Below are 15,454 nucleotides of genomic sequence, written 5' to 3'. Positions count from 1 at the left end.
ATGCCTGACCTGTTGACCACGTTCAACTTCATCCTCGAGATCGGCGGGGTGGAGATGGCGAGCTTCCGGAAGTGCTCCGGCGTCGAGTCCGAGACGGAGACGATCGAGTACAAGGAAGCCACCAAGGACGGCAAGATGATCATCCGGAAGGTTCCGGGTGCGATGAAGTGGTCCGACATCACCCTGGAGCGCCGGATCGACGAGTCCAAGGCGCTGTGGGAATGGCGCAAGCAGGTCGAGGACGGCGACGTCGACTCGGCCCGCCGGGACGGCTCCATCGTCATCAAGGACTCGATGAAGGCCGAGGTGGCCCGCTGGAACTTCGAGCGCGGCTGGGTCTCCAAGTGGACCGGCGCCGAACTCGACGCCGGCTCCAACGAGGTGGCGACCGAGAAGATCGTCATCACGCACGAGGGCCTCCACCGAGCATGAGCTTGCAGACCGAATTCCCGTTCACGCTGCCCAAGGGGTACGTGGACGAGCACGGGACGCTGCACCGCACCGGCATCATGCGGCTGGCCTGCGCGCGGGACGAGATCGAGCCGCTGCGCGACGGGCGGGTCAAGGAGAACGAGGCGTACGCGACGGTCATCGTGCTGTCCCGGGTGGTCACCGAGCTGGGCACCGTCCAGCGGGTGACCACCAAGACGATCGAGTCGCTGTTCGTCTCCGACTTCGGCTACCTGCAAGACCTCTACCGGATCGTCAACTTCCAGGACACCAGCATCCTCGACACGCTGGAGCCCGGCGCCCCTTTCCCGCCGACGTCCGTGGAGGTGGGCTAGGGCACTACGCCCACGACGAGCTGTGGCAGGAGATCGCCTTCCTGGCGTACCACCTGCACTGGGACCTCGACCGACTGCTCGACCTGGAGCACGGGGACCGCATCCGCCTGCTCCAGGAGGTCGGCGGACTGAACGAGCGCGCATGGCAAGGAGTGCAGGGTGGCTAAGGCGCACACCGTCGACCCGCCGTTCGTCGGCAAGTTCACGTTCGAGATCGACGGCACCACCATCGGCGCGTTCACCGAGGTGTCCGGGCTGTCGGTGCAGATCGACGTGGAGGAGCTGGCCGAGGGCGGGCAGAACGCGTACACGCACAAGCTGCTGGGCCGGATGAAGTGGCCCAACCTGGTCTTCAAGCGCGGCCTCACCGACACCGACGCGCTCTTCGAATGGCTGATGTCCGCGTCCGGCGAGGGCCTGACCCGCGAGGGCAACAAGGTCACCCCGCGCGACGGCAAGATCAGCGTGCTCAACGCCAAGGGCGAGCCCATGCGTACGTGGACCATCATCAGCGCCAAGCCGGTGAAGTGGAGCGGCCCGAAGCTGGCGGCGTCGTCCCGCGACCTGGCGATCGAGGAGCTGGAGGTGTGCCACAGTGGCTTCCGCTCATCGAAGTAGCGGGCGGCCGCGGCTGCTCGGCCGGGTGGTGCGGCGGCTGATCGGGCGCCGTTCGCCGGGAGTGGGTTCGGGCGGGTCCGGGCTGGGCGTCCCTGGGCGCGTCGGCGATGGGCGCGTCGGCGATGGGCGCGGCGGTGACGGGCGCGGCGGTGACCGTTCTGGAAGGGGCGGCGTTGCCGGCTCGGGCGCGCTGGGGGCCGGCGTGGTCGGCGACCTGCCGGTGCGGGTGCCGTGGGGTGTTGTTCGCTGGTGGCAGGGCATTCAGGCCCGTCGCTCGGCGGCCGCCCGAAACTCGGTGATCTTGAAACGTAGCGCGGCCGCCGCCACCTCCCCCACCCCTGCACTGGGTGGGTCGAACGTAGCGGCCGGGTACGACAATTCCGGGTCTCTGTCCACAGGAGCGGTGGCGCGGCCGCCGATCGGGGCGGCGCCGGCGATGCTGCGATCGGTTCGGCGGCGGAGTGAGCCGCTGGCGGGGTCGCCGTCCTCGGGCGGGCTTCTGCGGCGGGTTGCCACGGGAACGGGACGAGACGGCGCCGGTCGGGGGCGGCTCGGCGGGGGGTTCGAGCTGGCCGGCGCGAGTCAGATGGGTCGGGCGGCGCTGGCCACTGCGCCTTCGGCCGGACCCGAGGTGAGCCCGGGCAACGCGATGCCGATGGGTCCCAGTGGCTTCGGGCCCGGTGGTTACGGGTCGGCCGGTGGACCCGGGCCGGCGGCGATCGGCACAACCTCGCGGACTGCGGCGATCGGCGTGACTTCGCGGACCGCGGCGATCGGCGCGGCCTCAAGGACTGCCGCGATCGGCGTGACCTCGTGGACTGCGGCGGCGGGCGCGGCCTCGGCCGGCGCCGTCTCGGCGGGCGTGATCCCGGCGGGCGCAGCAGGCGCGACCCCGACGGGTGCGGCCTCGTGGGCGGATGCGATCTCGCGGGCCGGCCGGGCAGCGTCCGCAGGCGGAGCGGATTCGATCTTGAAACGTGGTGCGGCCGCCGCCACCTCCCCCACCCCTGTACTGGGTGGGCACAACGTAGGCGGTGGGTACGACGACTTTGGGCGGCTGTCCACAGGGGCGGGCTCGCGGGGCGCGTTGCGTCCGACCGGCACTGCGGGCGGCGGGAGTCCGGCGCCGATTCTGCGTCGGCCGGACGCCGCCACCACGGCCGGTGGGCCGCTGGCGGCTCGGCCTGAGGCGGGGCCGTCGGTGTCGAACCCGGATGGGGTCGCCTACCTTCGGGTGATGGGGGCGGCGCCGCTGCCACCGGGGAACGTTCCGGATCCGAGCGGGGCGGTCAGCCTGACCCCGGCGCGCCGCGCCGGGCCGCAGCCGGGCGAACGGCCCGGGCCCGGCGGCCAGGCCGGGCCCGGAGGCGGGGACTCTTCGTCGCGCGTACCTGGAAAGAGCGCAACCCCGCGCCAACGCTGGGACCGCGCGGTCGCCGATCGGCCCCTCGAAGCTCCGCGGGCCCTTCCCGCGGGACTGCATGCGATGGCCGCGGCGATCAGTGGGCGGGCGCGGCCGCCGCTGTATACGACCGGGCCGAACACCCGGAACGCGCTCAGCCAGGCGGGGGCGCTCGGCGCTACCACCGGATCGGTGATCCACCTGCATGCCGCGCCTACGCCGGGGCCGAGCGTGTCGGCCGTGCTCGCGCACGAGCTGACCCATACCCGGAGCCCGGTGCGGCGGCCGCGGTTCTTCCTCGGGGGCGGGCTGAGCTCGCTGCTGGACGACGATGAACGCGGAGCGCTCGCGGCCGGTGCGCAGAGCCTGGTCGGCAAGGGCCGGGAGGCGGCGTCGGGGCTGGTCGGGGCGGGGCGCAACGCGGTCGCGGGGGCCAAGGACACCGCGGCCGGCTATCTCGGGCAGGGGCGGCAGATGGCCGATGGGCTGATCGGGCAGGGTCGGAACGCGTTGGCCGGGGCGGGGGAGACCGCGGCCGGCATCGTCGACCAGCTTCCGGTCGGCGGGTTGGGCGGGGTCGGCGACATGGCCACCCGGGCGGCCCGCGCGGCCGTCATCGAGGCGACGTCGGGGCCGATGGCCGCGGCCACCGGGATGCTCGACGACGCGCAGGGGATGGCGTCGGGCGCGATGAACACCGCGTCGGGCTACGTGGATCAGGCGAGTGGGGCCGCGGCGGGGCTGGCGGATCAGGCGGGCGGCTACGTCGACCAGGCGTCGAACGCGGCGGGTGGCGCCGTCAACCAAGCCACCGGCGCCGTCAGCCAGGCCACCGGCGCCGTCGGCGGCAAGGCGGAGGCGCTCGACCCGGACCGGGTCGTGGAGATCGTGGAACAACGTCTGCTGCGCGAGATCGAGCGTCGCGGCGGCCGATGGGCAGGAGTGTTCTGATGACCGCACCCAGCGCGCCGGCCAAGGCGTTCCTCAAGACCGAGCAGGGCGACCAGATCGACTGCCTGTTCAACCCGGCCGAGCTGACCATCAGCAAGTCGAACACCTGGAACGCCTCGGAGAAGAAGGGCGGCAACGCCCCGGAGCTGCGCTTCCAGGGCGGGCAGTCGGGCACGCTGACGCTGACCCTGACGCTGGACACCACCGACCAGGGGTCGGACGTCACCGAGCACACCAACAAGCTGCTCGACCTGCTCAAGGTCGACCCCGCGCTGGCCGGCTCGGACCGGCAGCGGAACAAGGCGCGGCCGCCGTGGGTGGAGTTCCACTGGGGCAAGCTGCACTCGTTCAAGGCCATCGTCGAGCGGCTCCAGCTCAAGTTCACGTTCTTCGCCAGCGACGGGACGCCGTTGCGGGCCAAGGCCGACATGACGCTCAAGCAGTGGAAGGACGAGGCCGAGCGGCCGCTGCAGAACCCGACCTCGCACACGCCGACGCTGCACACCGTGCACCGGCTGGCGCACGGCGAGACGCTGGACCGGGTGGCGGCCAAGCACTACGCCGACTCGACCCGCTGGCGGCTGATCGCCGAGGCCAACAACGTGGTCGACCCGCTCACCCTGGAACCCGGCCTGCTGCTGGTGATCCCCGAGCTTCCGGTGCGCCGCCGTGCCTGAGGCGGTCAAGCGCCTCGACGGCGTGGTGCTGACGGTGGACGGGCGGCCGCTGGCGCCCGACCTCTACCCGCGCGTCACGCTGGTGCGCGTCGAGGAGTCGGTGCAGCTGCCGGACTTCTTCGCGATCCACTTCGACGACCCACACTTCGAGATCTTCGACCAGGGTACGTTCAGCATCGGCACCCGTGTGGAGATCGCCTTCCGGGCCGAGGGCGACCCGGTGGTGGTCACCACCGGCGAGATCACCGCGGTGTCGGTCGAGCCGGGCGGCGCCGGGCGGCACGAGCTGGTGCTCAACGGCTTCGACCTGACCCACCGGCTGGCCCGCGAGCCCAAGTCGCGCAGCTTCCAGAAGGTCACCGACGCCGACATCGCCTCCCGGATCGCGGGGGAGTACGGGCTGGACGCCGACGTCGACTCGACCGGCGGCGCCCACGAGTACGTGCTCCAGGCCGGTGAGACCGACTTCGCCTTCCTGCGCCGGCGGGCGGCCCGGATCGGCTTCGACGTCTGGGTCAGCGAGCGCACCTTCCACTTCAAGAAGACGCCGCGCTCGGACGCGACCCCGCCGAAGCTGCGCTACGGGCAGAACCTGTCCCGGTTCGCGGTCCGGTTCTCGGCCGCCGAGCGCAGCGACGAGGTGCAGATCCGCGGCTGGGACCACCTGGGCAAGGCGCCCATCCAGGGCCGGTCGACCGAGACCGAGCTGGGCACCGACGCGCCGGCCGCCCAGGAGATGAGCGATGCCGCGAAGCGGGCGTTCGGGCGGGTGAAGCGCAACGCCGGCCAGTTCCCGGTGGTCGACCAGGCCGAGGCGGACGCGCTGGCCAAGTCCCTGCTGCTGCGGGCGTCGGGCGAGGAGGCGGTGCTGCGCGGCGAGGCGGCCGGTGATCCGCTGATCGGGGCGGGCGCGAACATTCAGATCGAAGGCGTCGGCTCCCGCATGACCGGAAAATGGCGCGTGACCAGTGTGGAGCACACCTACGGCGCCGGCCGGCCCTATGTGACCCGCTTCGTCTGCGGCGGAAAAGAGCCCGGCGGCATATCGGAAATGTCCGGAAAGGCGAGCGGACCACAATGGTCGGGCCTGGTCATCGGCGTGGTGACCAACAACGACGACCCGGAAAAGCTCGGCCGCGTACGCGTGAAGTTCCCGACGTTGAGCGCGGACGACGAGAGCGCCTGGGCCCGGACGGCGACCCCGGGCGGCGGCAAGGAACGCGGCCTCCAGTGGCTGCCCGAGGTCGACGACGAGGTGCTGGTCGGTTTCGAGCTGAACGACCACACCCGCCCGGTGGTGCTGGGCGGCCTGTGGAACCGCACCGACGGCATCCCGGAGCCGGGCGCGGCCACCGGTGGGAAGATCGAGAAGCGTCTGCTGGTCAGCCGCAAGGACTCGCGCCTGGTCTTCGCCGACGACGACCCGGCGAGCATCACGCTCAGCCTCGGCGGCACGTCCATCCTGCTCAAGCTGGAGAAGTCCGAGTCGAACCTCACCGGCGACCAGAAGCTGGTGCTGGCCGCCACCAACATCGAGATCAAGGCGACCCAGAAGCTCGCGCTGTCCGGGGCCCAGGTCGAGATCACCGCCTCCGGACCGCTGACCCAGTCCGGCAAGCCGATCAGGTTGAACTGATGCCACAGCCCGCCGCCCGCCAGAACGACCCGGTCCTAGGGACGGACACCCACATCCTGCTCGTCCCCTCGCCGGGCGGGCCGGTCCCGACGCCCACGCCGCTGCCGTTCAGCGGGCAGCTCATGCTGCAACTGTCCACCGACGTGCTGGTCAACGGCCTGCCCGCGGCGACGCAGGGGAGCGTCGCGCAGAACCTGCCGCCGCACATCCCGCCGTCGCCGTTCAGCAAGCCGCCCACCAATCAGGGCCGGGTGATGGTCGGCTCGCCGACCGTCCTGATCAACGGCAAGCCGGCGGCCCGGATGGGCGACCAGGTGGCCACCTGCAACGACCCGGTCGACCTGCCGGTCAGTTCGATCACCGCGGGCTCGGCCGACGTGATGTGGGGGTGAGCATGCGCGAGCAGGAGTTCATCGGCAGCGGCTGGGCGTTCCCGGCCGCGATCAACCGGACCGGAACCGTCCGCCTGGTCACCGGCGTCGAGGAGATCGACGCGGCGATCCGGATGATCCTGTCCACGGTGCCGGGCGAGCGGGTGATGCGTCCCGACTTCGGCTGCTCGATGTGGGAGATGCTGTTCGCCCCGCTCACCGCGGGCACGCTGGGCCTGATCGAGCAGTACGTCCGCGAGGCCCTGGAGCGCTGGGAGCCCCGGATCACGCTGGAACAGGTGCTGGCCCAGGGCGAGCAGAACACCGGTACGGTGCACATCTCGATCGGCTACCGGGTCCGCTCCACCAACGACGTGCGCAACCTGGTGTTCCCCTTCTACACCATTCCCCACGAGGAGCCCCAGCCGTGAGCCTTCCCGCGCCCGAACTGGACGACCGCCGGTTCCAGGACATCGTCGACGAGGCGAAACGGCGGATCAACCGGCTGTGTCCGGAGTGGACCGATCACAACGTCTCCGACCCGGGGGTCGCGCTGGTCGAGCTGTTCGCCTGGATGACCGAGATGACGCTGTACCGGCTCAACCAGGTGCCGGACCGGCTCTACATCAAGTTCCTGGAGCTGGTCGGCGTCGAGCTGTTCTCGGCCGTGCCGGCCCGGGTCGACCTGATGTTCACGCTGACCGCGCCGCGCGACGAGCCGGTGCGGGTACCGGCCGGCACCCAGGTCAGCACCGAGCGCCGGGACGACGAGGAGCCGGTCGTCTTCCTCACCGACTCCGAGCTGCTGATCACCCCGCCGCAGCTGGTGGCCTGCATGACGCACACCGGCGAGCGGTACTCGGACCACTGGGAAGACCTGCGCCGCGAGGCGTCGTCGGTGCGGCTGTTCCCGAATCTGCGGGTCGACGAGGCGGTGTACTTCGGCCTCAACGACTCGGCCGCGGGCAACCTGCTGCGGCTCGAGGTGCAGACCGGTCCCGAGGGCGCCGGCGTCGACCCGCGCCGCCCGCCCCGGGTCTGGGAGGCGTGGGACGGCCAGCAGTGGGTCGACGTCCGTGTGCTCAGCGACACCACGGCCGGCTTCAACTCCAGCGGCGAGGTGACGTTGCTGCTCCCGGCCCGGCACGAGGCCCTGGCCCTCGGCGCGAAGCGGGCGTTCTGGTTGCGCTGCCGGTTGGTCCAGGCCGAGGAGGGCCAGCCCGAGTACGCCAACCCGCCGGAACTCGAGTCGCTGTCGGCGATGGCCCTGGGCGGCGCCATCCCGGCCCATCACGCCGAACCGGCCCCGGCCGAGCTGCTCGGCGCCAGCAGCGGCCGCCCCGGTCAGACCTTCCAGGTGCGCCGGGTGCCGGTGCTGCCCCGCCGCTTCGACGAGACGGTCAAGGTGGTGCTGCCGCGCCGCGACCGGCACGGCGAGCCCGAGGAGGAGGAGTGGACCGAGGTCGCCGACCTGGCCGACGCGACCGTGCACGACAAGGTCTACACCTGGTCCGGCGCGACCGGCGAGATCCGGTTCGGCCCGCGGGTGCTCGACCGCGGTGGCCGGGTCTGGCAGCACGGCGCCATCCCGCCGATCGACGCGCAGATCTACGTGACCGGCTACCGCTTCGGCGGCGGCAAGCGGGGCAACGTGGCCGCCGACCGGCTCACCGTCCTGCACACCTCGATCCCGTTCGTCGCCTCGGTCACGAACCTCGACTCGAGTGTCGGCGGGGTGGACGCGGAGAGCGTGGACAACGCGAAGATCCGCGGCCCGCTGCTGCTGCGGGGCGGCCGGCGCGCGGTCACCGCCGAGGACGTCGAGCGGCTCACCCTGGACGCCGCCCCGAACGTGGCCCGCGCCCGGTGCCTGCCGCCCTCGGCCCCGGGCGAGCCGGCGCGACTGCTGGTGGTGCCCCGGCTCGACGTACCCCCGGAGAATCTGACCCTCGACGATTTGACCATCCCCGAGGAGCTCGAGGAGCAGATCAAGGCCTACCTCGAGCCGCGTCGCCTGCTGACCATGCGGATCCGCATCGAACCGCCCCGCTACCAGGGGGTCAAGGTGGTCTCCGAGGTGCGGGCCGGTCCGGGGGTACGCCCGGAGACCGTGCGCGAGCGCGCCGAGCGGGCGCTGTACGACTACCTGAACCCGCTGACCGGCGGCCCGAGCGGTCAGGGCTGGCCGTTCGACACCGATCTGCGCCTCGGCGACGTGTACGGCGTGCTGCACGGCTCGTTCGGCGTGCAGGGTGTCGAGGCGGTGCACTTCTTCTCGGCCGACCTGCGCCGCAAGCGCACGCTCGACCAGGTGGAGCAGCGGTTGCGGCTGCTGCCCGAGGCGCTGTTCATGTCCTACGAGCACCGGGTGGTGGTGCAGCAATGACCTGGCTGGTCTCCCAGTTGCCGCGGGCCATGGCCCAGGATCCGGTGATCAGGGACTTCGTGCTGGCCTTCCAGGAGGTGGCCGACACCGTCCGCGAGCGCATCGACAGTGTCGAGTACCAGATGGACACCGGCCTGGCCAGCCCCGAGATGCTCCAGTTCCTCGGCACCTGGCTGGGCGTCGAGCTGGAGCCCACCGACCCGGTGGAGTACCGGCGCTCGATGGTCCGCGAGGTCGGCCGGCTGCTCGGCTGGCGCGGCACCCGCTACGGGGTGGAGGCGCTGCTGGAGGCGGCCACCGGCGCCCGGGTCACGGTCGTGGACGTGGGCGGCGTCTACGGCCGTAACGACAACGTGCCCGCGGAGAACCCGGTGGTGGTCGTGCAGATGGACCACACCGGGCACCTGACCGAGCGGCAGGTGCTCGGCTTCCTGCAGAGCGAGCTGCCGCTGGGCGCTCAGGTGCAGCTGGACGTGCGGTTCAAGCGTGAGGACAAGGCCCAGGGACGGGCTCGACCGGGTGGTGCGAATGGCTAGGCAGATGCCGTGTCCGGACTGCGGTTCGCCGGTGCGGCCCGAGGTCGACCAGCTGTGCCCGAACTGCGGGTATCCGCTGATGTTCCTGCGGCAGGAGGTCACCGACGAGGCGCGGGCGGTTCCGCGTACGCCGGGGGAGCCGGACGAACGCACCGGCGTGTACCGCAGCCAGACCCGGGTCGACCCCACCCCGCAGCCCGTTTACGGCGCGCCGCCGGCCGCTGGGCCCGGGACACAGTGTCCGCAGTGCGGCTACCCGAACGAGCCGGCCCGCATCCGCTGCGAGCGTTGCGGCCGTGAGCTTCGGGCCGCCCGGCCGCACGGGGTGCGGCTGGGCCCGCCACCGGCGCCGGTCAAGAAGAGCAACTGGCTTCTCATCCTGCTGATCATCCTCGGCGTCCTGGCCGTGCTGTCGATCGCCAGCGCCCTGGTGGCGTACTTCGTCTTCTGGTCCTGACGCTTTATCGGAGCGGCGTGATCACCAGTTCGGTCAGCGCGACCGGCGGTGTGGCCGCGCCGTCGGCCGACCGGGGCTTGATCAGCACGAAGTCGATGCCGCCGCGGGCCTTGGCGTCGTTCTCGGACACGGCCAGCGACGCCTCGGTGGTCCGGGACAGGTCGGCGAACCCGACCTCCATCTCCAGGGTGTTCTTGGTCAGCGGCACCACGGTCAGCCCGCCGGCCGGCGCGCCCTGGAGGAAATCGAGCAGCACCGGCACGCTGTGACACTTGGTGGCGTCGTCCGGGTTGGCCGAGGTGAGGAACCGTTTCTGGTCGGCGTCGGTGACCACCGCCACCGCGGTCGCGTTCTCGCAGCCCGGCACGGCGATCGAGCCCGGGTCGGCGCTGGACAGGAAGCCCTGGTCGCGGAAGGTGTCCGAGGCCAGCACGCCGTCTTTGGGCTTGGTCAGGTCGACCCGGCGGGGGGCCTGCTGATTCTGGCCGGCGGGCGGCGATTCCTGGCCGCCTGACGGTGGGAGCTGGGCGGGCGCCGACTCCTGCCCGCCGGCTTGCGACGGCGCGGCCGCCGAGGGCTGCGCGCCCGGCGCGCTTGATTGAGCTTGTCCCGGCGGAGGGACCACGGCCGGCTGGGTCGCGGCGGCCGGGTTCTGCGGCTGGCCGTCCTTGTCGTTGTTGCGGTTCATCAGCAGCGCCGGCACCGCGATCGCCGCGGCCAGCACCAGCACGCCCGCGGCGATGCCCGCGACCTTGCCGAACTTGGACGCGATCCGCGGCTTCTGCACGAACGAGGCCGTGCCGGTGCCCGGTGTCGCCCCCGGCAGATCGGGCGTGGCCGTGATGGTGAGCTGGCGCTGCTGCTCGCGGTTCCACGGCAGCGGCGCCTGCACGGTCAGCAGCGCCTGCGCCGACGTCCCCGGCGGCAGATCGACCCAGCCCGGCTCGAAGGTCGCGGTGACCCGCCGTTCCGGATCGGTGGCGGCCAGGTAGAGCCGCACCGGCGCGTTTCCGCCGTTCGACACCTCGACGGTGTATCGCCCGGCCCGCCCGCCGGTGACCACCTCGGGGATGGCCTTGACCGTGATCGATTCGATCGAGGCCAGCTCGACCGGCACCTCGACGCAGCGCGACACGTCATGCCGGTACTTCGACCGCACCAGCGCGCCGAGCACATAGGTGCCGGCGGGCGCGGGCGGCTGCACCGGCAGCGAGATCCGCACGGTCATCGTCCCCGACTCGGACGGCCGCAGCTTGGCCACATCGGGTTCGGTGCGGACCTGGGCCCCGTCGGGCAGCCCGAGGAACTCGACACCGTAGTGCTCGACGATGTCACTGGCATTGCGCACCGTGACATCGAAGGTCAGCGCGTCTCCCGGCGACGCCTCCGCACGATCGGGCGCCACACTGACCCGCAGCGGCAACGTCATCGCGTCAGCGTCCCAGATCCGCCACCGGCCGACAATGACCCTCCGGGCAGGCTAACGGTCCTGCCGTACAGCCGTCGGCGCGGCGGAGCAACCTTTTCCGGGGCCACGCTCGTCACTTAGGGAGATCGCCCGGTAGCCGACTTGCGTGGGTTTGGCAATTTGTCGTGTGCGCTTCGTGCGGTGATGCGGGTTGTTGGTCAGATAGGGAGGCAGTGCGTGCGGCGGCTGGTGGGCGTGGTGGGTCTCGTGATGGCTCTGGGGGCGTGTAGTCAGGCGGTGGATCCGCCTCGGGCGGTGTCGGGGTCCGCGGCGGCGCCGCGGCCGGTTGTGGCCAGTGCGCCGCCGGTGAAGCCGAGCCCGACGGTTCCGACGGATCGTCAGGTGCCGCGGTCGGGGGCGGGAACGTACGCGGTGGCGGGGGGAGACGAGCCGGCGGTCGGGACCGGGCGCACCGTGATCACGTACCGGGTGGAGGTGGAGAAGGGCATCAAGTGGGGCTCGCTGGAGAAGGTGACGCCGGCGGACTTCGCGGCGGAGATCGAGCGCGTGCTGTCCGACAAGCGGGGATGGGAGGCGGCGGCCAAACATCCGATCACGGACAAGAAGCAGGGGCTCAAGAAGGCCTCGTGGAAGTTCAAGCGGGTCAGCGGGTCGAAGTACAAGTTGCGGATCCGTCTGGCCACCCCGGACACCGCGGATCGGCTGTGTGCGGCGATCGGGTTGAACACGGCCGGTAAGTACTCGTGCAAGTTCGAGAACACGGTGGTGATCAATCTTCGGCGGTGGTTGCAGGGCGCGCCGAAATTTCCGGTGACGGTCGACGAATACCACGCGATGGTGATCAATCATGAGATGGGTCATGCGCTGGGTTTCAATCACCAGGGTTGCCCGGGGAAGGGAAAACCCGCGCCGGCGATGATGCAGCAGACCATCAAGTTGGACGGATGCAGGCCGAACGTGTGGCCGTTCGCCGCTGACGGCCGGTTCATCACCGGGCCGTGGCAGCCGAGCTGATCGCGGAGGTACTAGCCTCCGATCATGCGCAGCAGACAGGCCGGTCGCCGGGTCGATCTCGTCCTCGGCCTGCTCGTGCTGCTGGGCGTGATCACCGGCGTGGCCGGCTGGTCGATCGACGGCGACTGGCCGCTGGACCCGATCCAGGTGCACGCGGCCGCCGCGCTGGCCATCCTGCTCGTGGCGCCGTGGAAGGTCACGGTGATCCGCCGCGGTCTCGGCCGGGCCGCCCGCGCCATGCCGACCAAGGCGCTGTCGATCACGCTGGCCGTGCTGATCCTGCTCACGGTCGCGACCGGCCTGATCCACTCCACCGGCCGGCTCGAATACGTCGGCCCGCTCACCCTCATGCAGATCCACGTCGGGGCCGCGATCGGCGCGCTCCTGGCCGTACTCCTGCATTTTCTGGGCCATGCCGTCCGCCCGCGCCGCACCGACCCTGACCGCCGCGCCCTGCTCCGCCTGGCCGCCCTCGGTGCCGGCGCCGCCGCGGCCACCGCCGTCTGGGACAGCGCCGCCGCCACCGACCGCCGCTTCACCGGCTCGGTGCCCAAGTCGCAATTGCGCGTGACCTCGTGGTTCGACGACGGCATCCAGCGCCTCGACCGCGCCGCCTGGACCCTCCGCGTGGCCGGCCGCACCCTCGACCTCGACGCCGTCCGCGCCCTGCCGCACGAGAGCTTCGCCGCGACCCTCGACTGCACGAGCGGCTGGTACAGCACCCAGCAGTGGTCCGGCATCCGGCTGAGCACGCTCCTGGGCTCCGGCGAGTGGCGGAGCGTCAAGGTCACCTCGGTCACCGGCTACGCCCGCTGGTTCGCCCCCACCGACGACATCTGGCTGGTCACCGCGCTCAACGGCAGCCCGCTCTCCTACGGCCACGGCTACCCGGCCCGCATCGTCGCCCCCGGCCGCCGCGGCTTCTGGTGGGTCAAGTGGGTCACCGACATCCGGCCGTCCGCGCGCCCGCCGTGGGCCCAGTCCCCGTACCCCTTGGGCTGACGATCTTTTCCGGGTACGCGCGCCGGAAAGGTCCCGCCACCACCCTCGGCCCAGGCGCGGGGAGACCTCCGCGATGAGCGCCGGGTTGTTCCCGTCCGGTCCCTCTTGGACATTGACCCCGAGCCGCCGCGTTGTCGTCGGCGGCGGCCGAGATCCGTTCCGCCATCGGCAACGACCCGCAGCTCGTCGAGTTCGGCAACATGACCGCCACCGGCACCCTGGTCGTCTACCGGTCCGGGCCGGCCGACGCCGCCGCGCTGACCACGATCAAGCAGGTCGCCGCGCGGACCGGCACCACGGTGATCGTCGCGCCGCGCAAGGTGACGCGGGCGCAGATCGAGGCGGCCACCAAGCGGATCGAAGCCGGCGTCGGCGCCTACCAGAGCCAGGGCATCGCGGTGTCCACCTTTGGTGGTTTCGCCGCCGACTTCGACGGCGTGCAGGTCAACATCGACCCGGGCGTCTCCAAGGTGCAGGATCTGAACGCCGTCCGGAGCCGGTTCGAGGCCGACCTCGGTGTCCCGGTGCGGGTGTCGCGCGCGGCCGGCATGAACGCAGCGGGCAGGTACGACGACACGTCACCGTTCAACGCCGGCGGTCTCATGGTCTCGAACACCGGAATCTGCAGCAGCGGCTTCGGTGTCACCTCCGGCGCCAGCGTCCACCGCTACATCAGCGCTCGTCACTGCACGGCCGGTCCGTACCGCACGGACAGCGGCAGCTACAGCATGGGCGACATCTCGCTGACCGGAACGGGCTTCAACGGCTCGGCCGTGTTCAGCGCCCAGGGCTCGGCACTCGTGTTCGACGGGACCAATGCTCCGCCGTCCGTCTCCACGCGTCTGCTCACCCAGCGGGATCCGGCGCTGAGCACCGTGGGCACCCCGGTGTGCAACCAGGGGGCCAACTCCGGCCAGCGGTGCGGCACGATCGCTCAGGTCGCGCTGAACTGGAACGACGGCTTCGGCACCATCCGGGTCAACTTCGTCACGAGTCCGAGCGACGCGATCAGCGGGTTCACCAGCTACGGAATCCGCTACGCGTGATCAGCGGCTGAGCCGCTCCCGGGCCAGGGTGGCGAAGACGAGGCGGTCGGCCCATTCGCCCCGGAACAGGTAGCTCTCGACATGACGGGCCTCCTGGCGCATGCCGATCCGGGCCAGCAGCCGGGCCGACGCCTCATTGCCGGCGTGACACCGCGCGTAGACCCGGTGCAGCCCGAACTCGCCGAACCCCCGGTCCAGCAACGCCGTCGCGGCCTCGGTGGCCAGGCCTCGCCCGCCGTGGTCGGGGTGGAAGAGATACCCGAGTTCGGCCGTGCGCTCCGCCTGGCTGCGCCAGACCAGTTCGACAATTCCGATCACCCCGGCGTCACCGGCCACGGCCAAGCTCAGGCAGTCACCCTCGGCGCGCAGCGCGTCTTCCCCGGTCATCGCGATCACCGACGCCCGTGACTGTTCCCGCGTGCGGGGCTCGGCCCCGAGCATCCACCGCACGACGTCGGCGCGGCGCTGAAACGAGTGCACGTCGTCGAGATCGTCCAGAGTGACCGGACGCAGGGTGAGCCGGGCCGTGCGCAGCGGTGGAAACATCAGCTACCGCCGCCGGCGGGGGTGGCGAGCGACTCGGCCAGGTTGTTCCAGGTCTCCTCGTCGTCGGCGGTGTCGCCGTGCGGCGCGCGGAACCGGTCGAGCCCGATCGCGATCTCGGTCAGGGGATGTGGCTCGCCGTGCGTCAGCACCAGCCCCGGCGGGTCATCGTGAACACCCGCGACCAGCCGGTCATAGCGTTCGAGCGCCCCGCCCAGCACTCCCGGATGGGCGGCGAGCAGGTCGTCCACCCGCCGCGCATAGCTCCCCGCCGAGCCCCGCAACCGCCCGAACCCCGCGTCGAGCGGCTCCCCGCCCCAGACCCGCCGGGTCCGCAGACCAGTAACGGTGACAAACCACCGCCCACCGTCGACGTCTTCAAGCTCCCAGTGATGTGCCCCGAACCCGACGGCCCGATAGTTCATCGCCGCGACGCCCAGCCCCCAACGATCGGCGAGCGCCGCCCGCCACGTGGTCTCGGCCAGATCCGAGGGAGGTGTCAGCACGCGACCACGATAGGCCCGCGCCCGGCCATCACCACCCGATTTGGTCGTCCACGAGAACCCGGAGTGCTGCGCCCCGATCGCGCCACTGGCCACGA

Annotated in this window: 18 protein-coding genes and 1 pseudogene; 15 read left to right on the top strand and 4 right to left on the bottom strand. The window is 71.5% G+C overall.

Annotated features, from left to right (window positions below):
- The 4 genes and pseudogenes from AB0O15_RS34190 to AB0O15_RS34175 all read left to right on the top strand — a co-directional run bounded on the left by AB0O15_RS34190 (position 1) and on the right by AB0O15_RS34175 (position 1,403).
- The gene (locus AB0O15_RS34190) at positions 1-432 is read left to right on the top strand and encodes a phage tail protein (protein WP_364327389.1); all 432 of its coding nucleotides are present in this window, start codon (positions 1-3) and stop codon (positions 430-432) included.
- On the top strand, positions 429-785 hold the full coding sequence (locus tag AB0O15_RS34185; protein WP_364327387.1) for a hypothetical protein: 357 nt from the start codon (positions 429-431) through the stop codon (positions 783-785). Before AB0O15_RS34190 ends, AB0O15_RS34185 begins: the two co-directional genes overlap by 4 nt.
- A 17-nt stretch (positions 786-802) precedes the next feature.
- Positions 803-952, top strand: a pseudogene (locus AB0O15_RS34180) (DUF6760 family protein); the annotation flags it as partial.
- The gene (locus AB0O15_RS34175; protein ID WP_364327384.1) at positions 945-1,403 is read left to right on the top strand and encodes a phage tail protein; all 459 of its coding nucleotides are present in this window, start codon (positions 945-947) and stop codon (positions 1,401-1,403) included. The pseudogene AB0O15_RS34180 and the gene AB0O15_RS34175, both read left to right, overlap by 8 nt.
- A gap of 684 nt (positions 1,404-2,087) precedes the next feature.
- On the opposite strand, the gene AB0O15_RS34170 is transcribed toward AB0O15_RS34175, so the two are convergent.
- Positions 2,088-2,399, bottom strand: coding sequence for a hypothetical protein (locus tag AB0O15_RS34170; RefSeq protein WP_364327382.1), 312 nt, complete (start codon positions 2,397-2,399; stop codon positions 2,088-2,090).
- A gap of 490 nt (positions 2,400-2,889) precedes the next feature.
- On the opposite strand from AB0O15_RS34170, the gene AB0O15_RS34165 reads away from it, so the two are divergent.
- The 8 genes from AB0O15_RS34165 to AB0O15_RS34130 are packed head-to-tail and all read left to right on the top strand — an operon-like array spanning position 2,890 to position 9,819.
- Complete coding sequence (locus AB0O15_RS34165) at positions 2,890-3,756, top strand: DUF4157 domain-containing protein (RefSeq protein WP_364327379.1); 867 nt, start codon at positions 2,890-2,892, stop codon at positions 3,754-3,756.
- Positions 3,756-4,433: a peptidoglycan-binding protein gene (locus AB0O15_RS34160; protein WP_364327376.1), complete on the top strand. Its 678-nt coding sequence runs from the start codon at positions 3,756-3,758 to the stop codon at positions 4,431-4,433. The genes AB0O15_RS34165 and AB0O15_RS34160 overlap by 1 nt, the downstream gene beginning before the upstream one ends.
- Positions 4,426-6,069, top strand: coding sequence for a VgrG-related protein (locus AB0O15_RS34155; RefSeq protein WP_364327373.1), 1,644 nt, complete (start codon positions 4,426-4,428; stop codon positions 6,067-6,069). Before AB0O15_RS34160 ends, AB0O15_RS34155 begins: the two co-directional genes overlap by 8 nt.
- Positions 6,069-6,461, top strand: a complete 393-nt coding sequence (locus AB0O15_RS34150; RefSeq protein WP_364327370.1) for a PAAR domain-containing protein — start codon at positions 6,069-6,071, stop codon at positions 6,459-6,461. The genes AB0O15_RS34155 and AB0O15_RS34150 overlap by 1 nt, the downstream gene beginning before the upstream one ends.
- 2 nt (positions 6,462-6,463) lie before the next feature.
- Positions 6,464-6,871 carry a GPW/gp25 family protein gene (locus tag AB0O15_RS34145; RefSeq protein WP_364327367.1) on the top strand — a complete coding sequence of 136 codons (408 nt, stop codon included), beginning with the start codon at positions 6,464-6,466 and terminating at the stop codon, positions 6,869-6,871.
- A complete protein-coding gene (locus tag AB0O15_RS34140) occupies positions 6,868-8,826 on the top strand; it encodes a putative baseplate assembly protein (protein ID WP_364327364.1) in 1,959 nt (652 codons plus the stop codon). The genes AB0O15_RS34145 and AB0O15_RS34140 overlap by 4 nt, the downstream gene beginning before the upstream one ends.
- Positions 8,823-9,362 (top strand): phage tail protein, encoded by a 540-nt coding sequence (locus AB0O15_RS34135; protein WP_364327361.1) that lies wholly within the window; start codon positions 8,823-8,825, stop codon positions 9,360-9,362. The genes AB0O15_RS34140 and AB0O15_RS34135 overlap by 4 nt, the downstream gene beginning before the upstream one ends.
- A complete protein-coding gene (locus AB0O15_RS34130) occupies positions 9,355-9,819 on the top strand; it encodes a hypothetical protein (RefSeq protein ID WP_364327358.1) in 465 nt (154 codons plus the stop codon). Before AB0O15_RS34135 ends, AB0O15_RS34130 begins: the two co-directional genes overlap by 8 nt.
- Before the next feature lie 4 nt (positions 9,820-9,823).
- Here the strand turns inward: AB0O15_RS34130 and AB0O15_RS34125 are convergent, their stop codons facing one another.
- On the bottom strand, positions 9,824-11,248 hold the full coding sequence (locus AB0O15_RS34125) for a hypothetical protein (protein WP_364327355.1): 1,425 nt from the start codon (positions 11,246-11,248) through the stop codon (positions 9,824-9,826).
- A 216-nt stretch (positions 11,249-11,464) separates the two neighbouring features.
- Here AB0O15_RS34125 and AB0O15_RS34120 point away from each other — a divergent pair, with 216 nt between their 5' ends.
- The 3 genes from AB0O15_RS34120 (at position 11,465) to AB0O15_RS34110 (ending at position 14,310) form a co-directional block, all read left to right on the top strand.
- A complete protein-coding gene (locus AB0O15_RS34120) occupies positions 11,465-12,262 on the top strand; it encodes a DUF3152 domain-containing protein (protein WP_364327352.1) in 798 nt (265 codons plus the stop codon).
- 24 nt (positions 12,263-12,286) lie between these two features.
- Positions 12,287-13,264 (top strand): molybdopterin-dependent oxidoreductase, encoded by a 978-nt coding sequence (locus tag AB0O15_RS34115; RefSeq protein WP_364327349.1) that lies wholly within the window; start codon positions 12,287-12,289, stop codon positions 13,262-13,264.
- A gap of 131 nt (positions 13,265-13,395) precedes the next feature.
- Entirely contained in the window at positions 13,396-14,310 is a 915-nt protein-coding gene (locus AB0O15_RS34110; RefSeq protein WP_364327347.1) for a hypothetical protein, read from the top strand.
- Here the strand turns inward: AB0O15_RS34110 and AB0O15_RS34105 are convergent, their stop codons facing one another.
- A complete protein-coding gene (locus AB0O15_RS34105; RefSeq protein WP_364327344.1) occupies positions 14,311-14,856 on the bottom strand; it encodes a GNAT family N-acetyltransferase in 546 nt (181 codons plus the stop codon).
- Positions 14,856-15,359 (bottom strand): hypothetical protein, encoded by a 504-nt coding sequence (locus AB0O15_RS34100; RefSeq protein WP_364327341.1) that lies wholly within the window; start codon positions 15,357-15,359, stop codon positions 14,856-14,858. Before AB0O15_RS34100 ends, AB0O15_RS34105 begins: the two co-directional genes overlap by 1 nt.
- Positions 15,360-15,454 lie beyond the last annotated feature (95 nt).

The sequence above is a fragment of the Actinoplanes sp. NPDC089786 genome, from assembly GCF_040684855.1.
Taxonomy (GTDB): Bacteria; Actinomycetota; Actinomycetes; order Mycobacteriales; family Micromonosporaceae; genus Actinoplanes.
Note: the sequence above shows the minus strand (reverse complement) of the source record. Positions and strands in the feature narration are given on the sequence as shown.

Excerpts from the sequence above, each read along its gene's own strand:
- AB0O15_RS34165 (WP_364327379.1), top strand. The coding sequence starts at position 2,890 with ATGGCCGCGGCGATCAGTGGGCGGGCGCGGCCGCCGCTGTATACGACC.
- AB0O15_RS34145 (WP_364327367.1), top strand. The coding sequence starts at position 6,464 with ATGCGCGAGCAGGAGTTCATCGGCAGCGGCTGGGCGTTCCCGGCCGCG.
- AB0O15_RS34150 (WP_364327370.1), top strand. The coding sequence starts at position 6,069 with ATGCCACAGCCCGCCGCCCGCCAGAACGACCCGGTCCTAGGGACGGAC.
- AB0O15_RS34130 (WP_364327358.1), top strand. The coding sequence starts at position 9,355 with ATGGCTAGGCAGATGCCGTGTCCGGACTGCGGTTCGCCGGTGCGGCCC.
- AB0O15_RS34185 (WP_364327387.1), top strand. The coding sequence starts at position 429 with ATGAGCTTGCAGACCGAATTCCCGTTCACGCTGCCCAAGGGGTACGTG.
- AB0O15_RS34125 (WP_364327355.1), bottom strand. The coding sequence starts at position 11,248 with ATGACGTTGCCGCTGCGGGTCAGTGTGGCGCCCGATCGTGCGGAGGCG.
- AB0O15_RS34115 (WP_364327349.1), top strand. The coding sequence starts at position 12,287 with ATGCGCAGCAGACAGGCCGGTCGCCGGGTCGATCTCGTCCTCGGCCTG.
- AB0O15_RS34105 (WP_364327344.1), bottom strand. The coding sequence starts at position 14,856 with ATGTTTCCACCGCTGCGCACGGCCCGGCTCACCCTGCGTCCGGTCACT.
- AB0O15_RS34190 (WP_364327389.1), top strand. The coding sequence starts at position 1 with ATGCCTGACCTGTTGACCACGTTCAACTTCATCCTCGAGATCGGCGGG.
- AB0O15_RS34160 (WP_364327376.1), top strand. The coding sequence starts at position 3,756 with ATGACCGCACCCAGCGCGCCGGCCAAGGCGTTCCTCAAGACCGAGCAG.
- AB0O15_RS34135 (WP_364327361.1), top strand. The coding sequence starts at position 8,823 with ATGACCTGGCTGGTCTCCCAGTTGCCGCGGGCCATGGCCCAGGATCCG.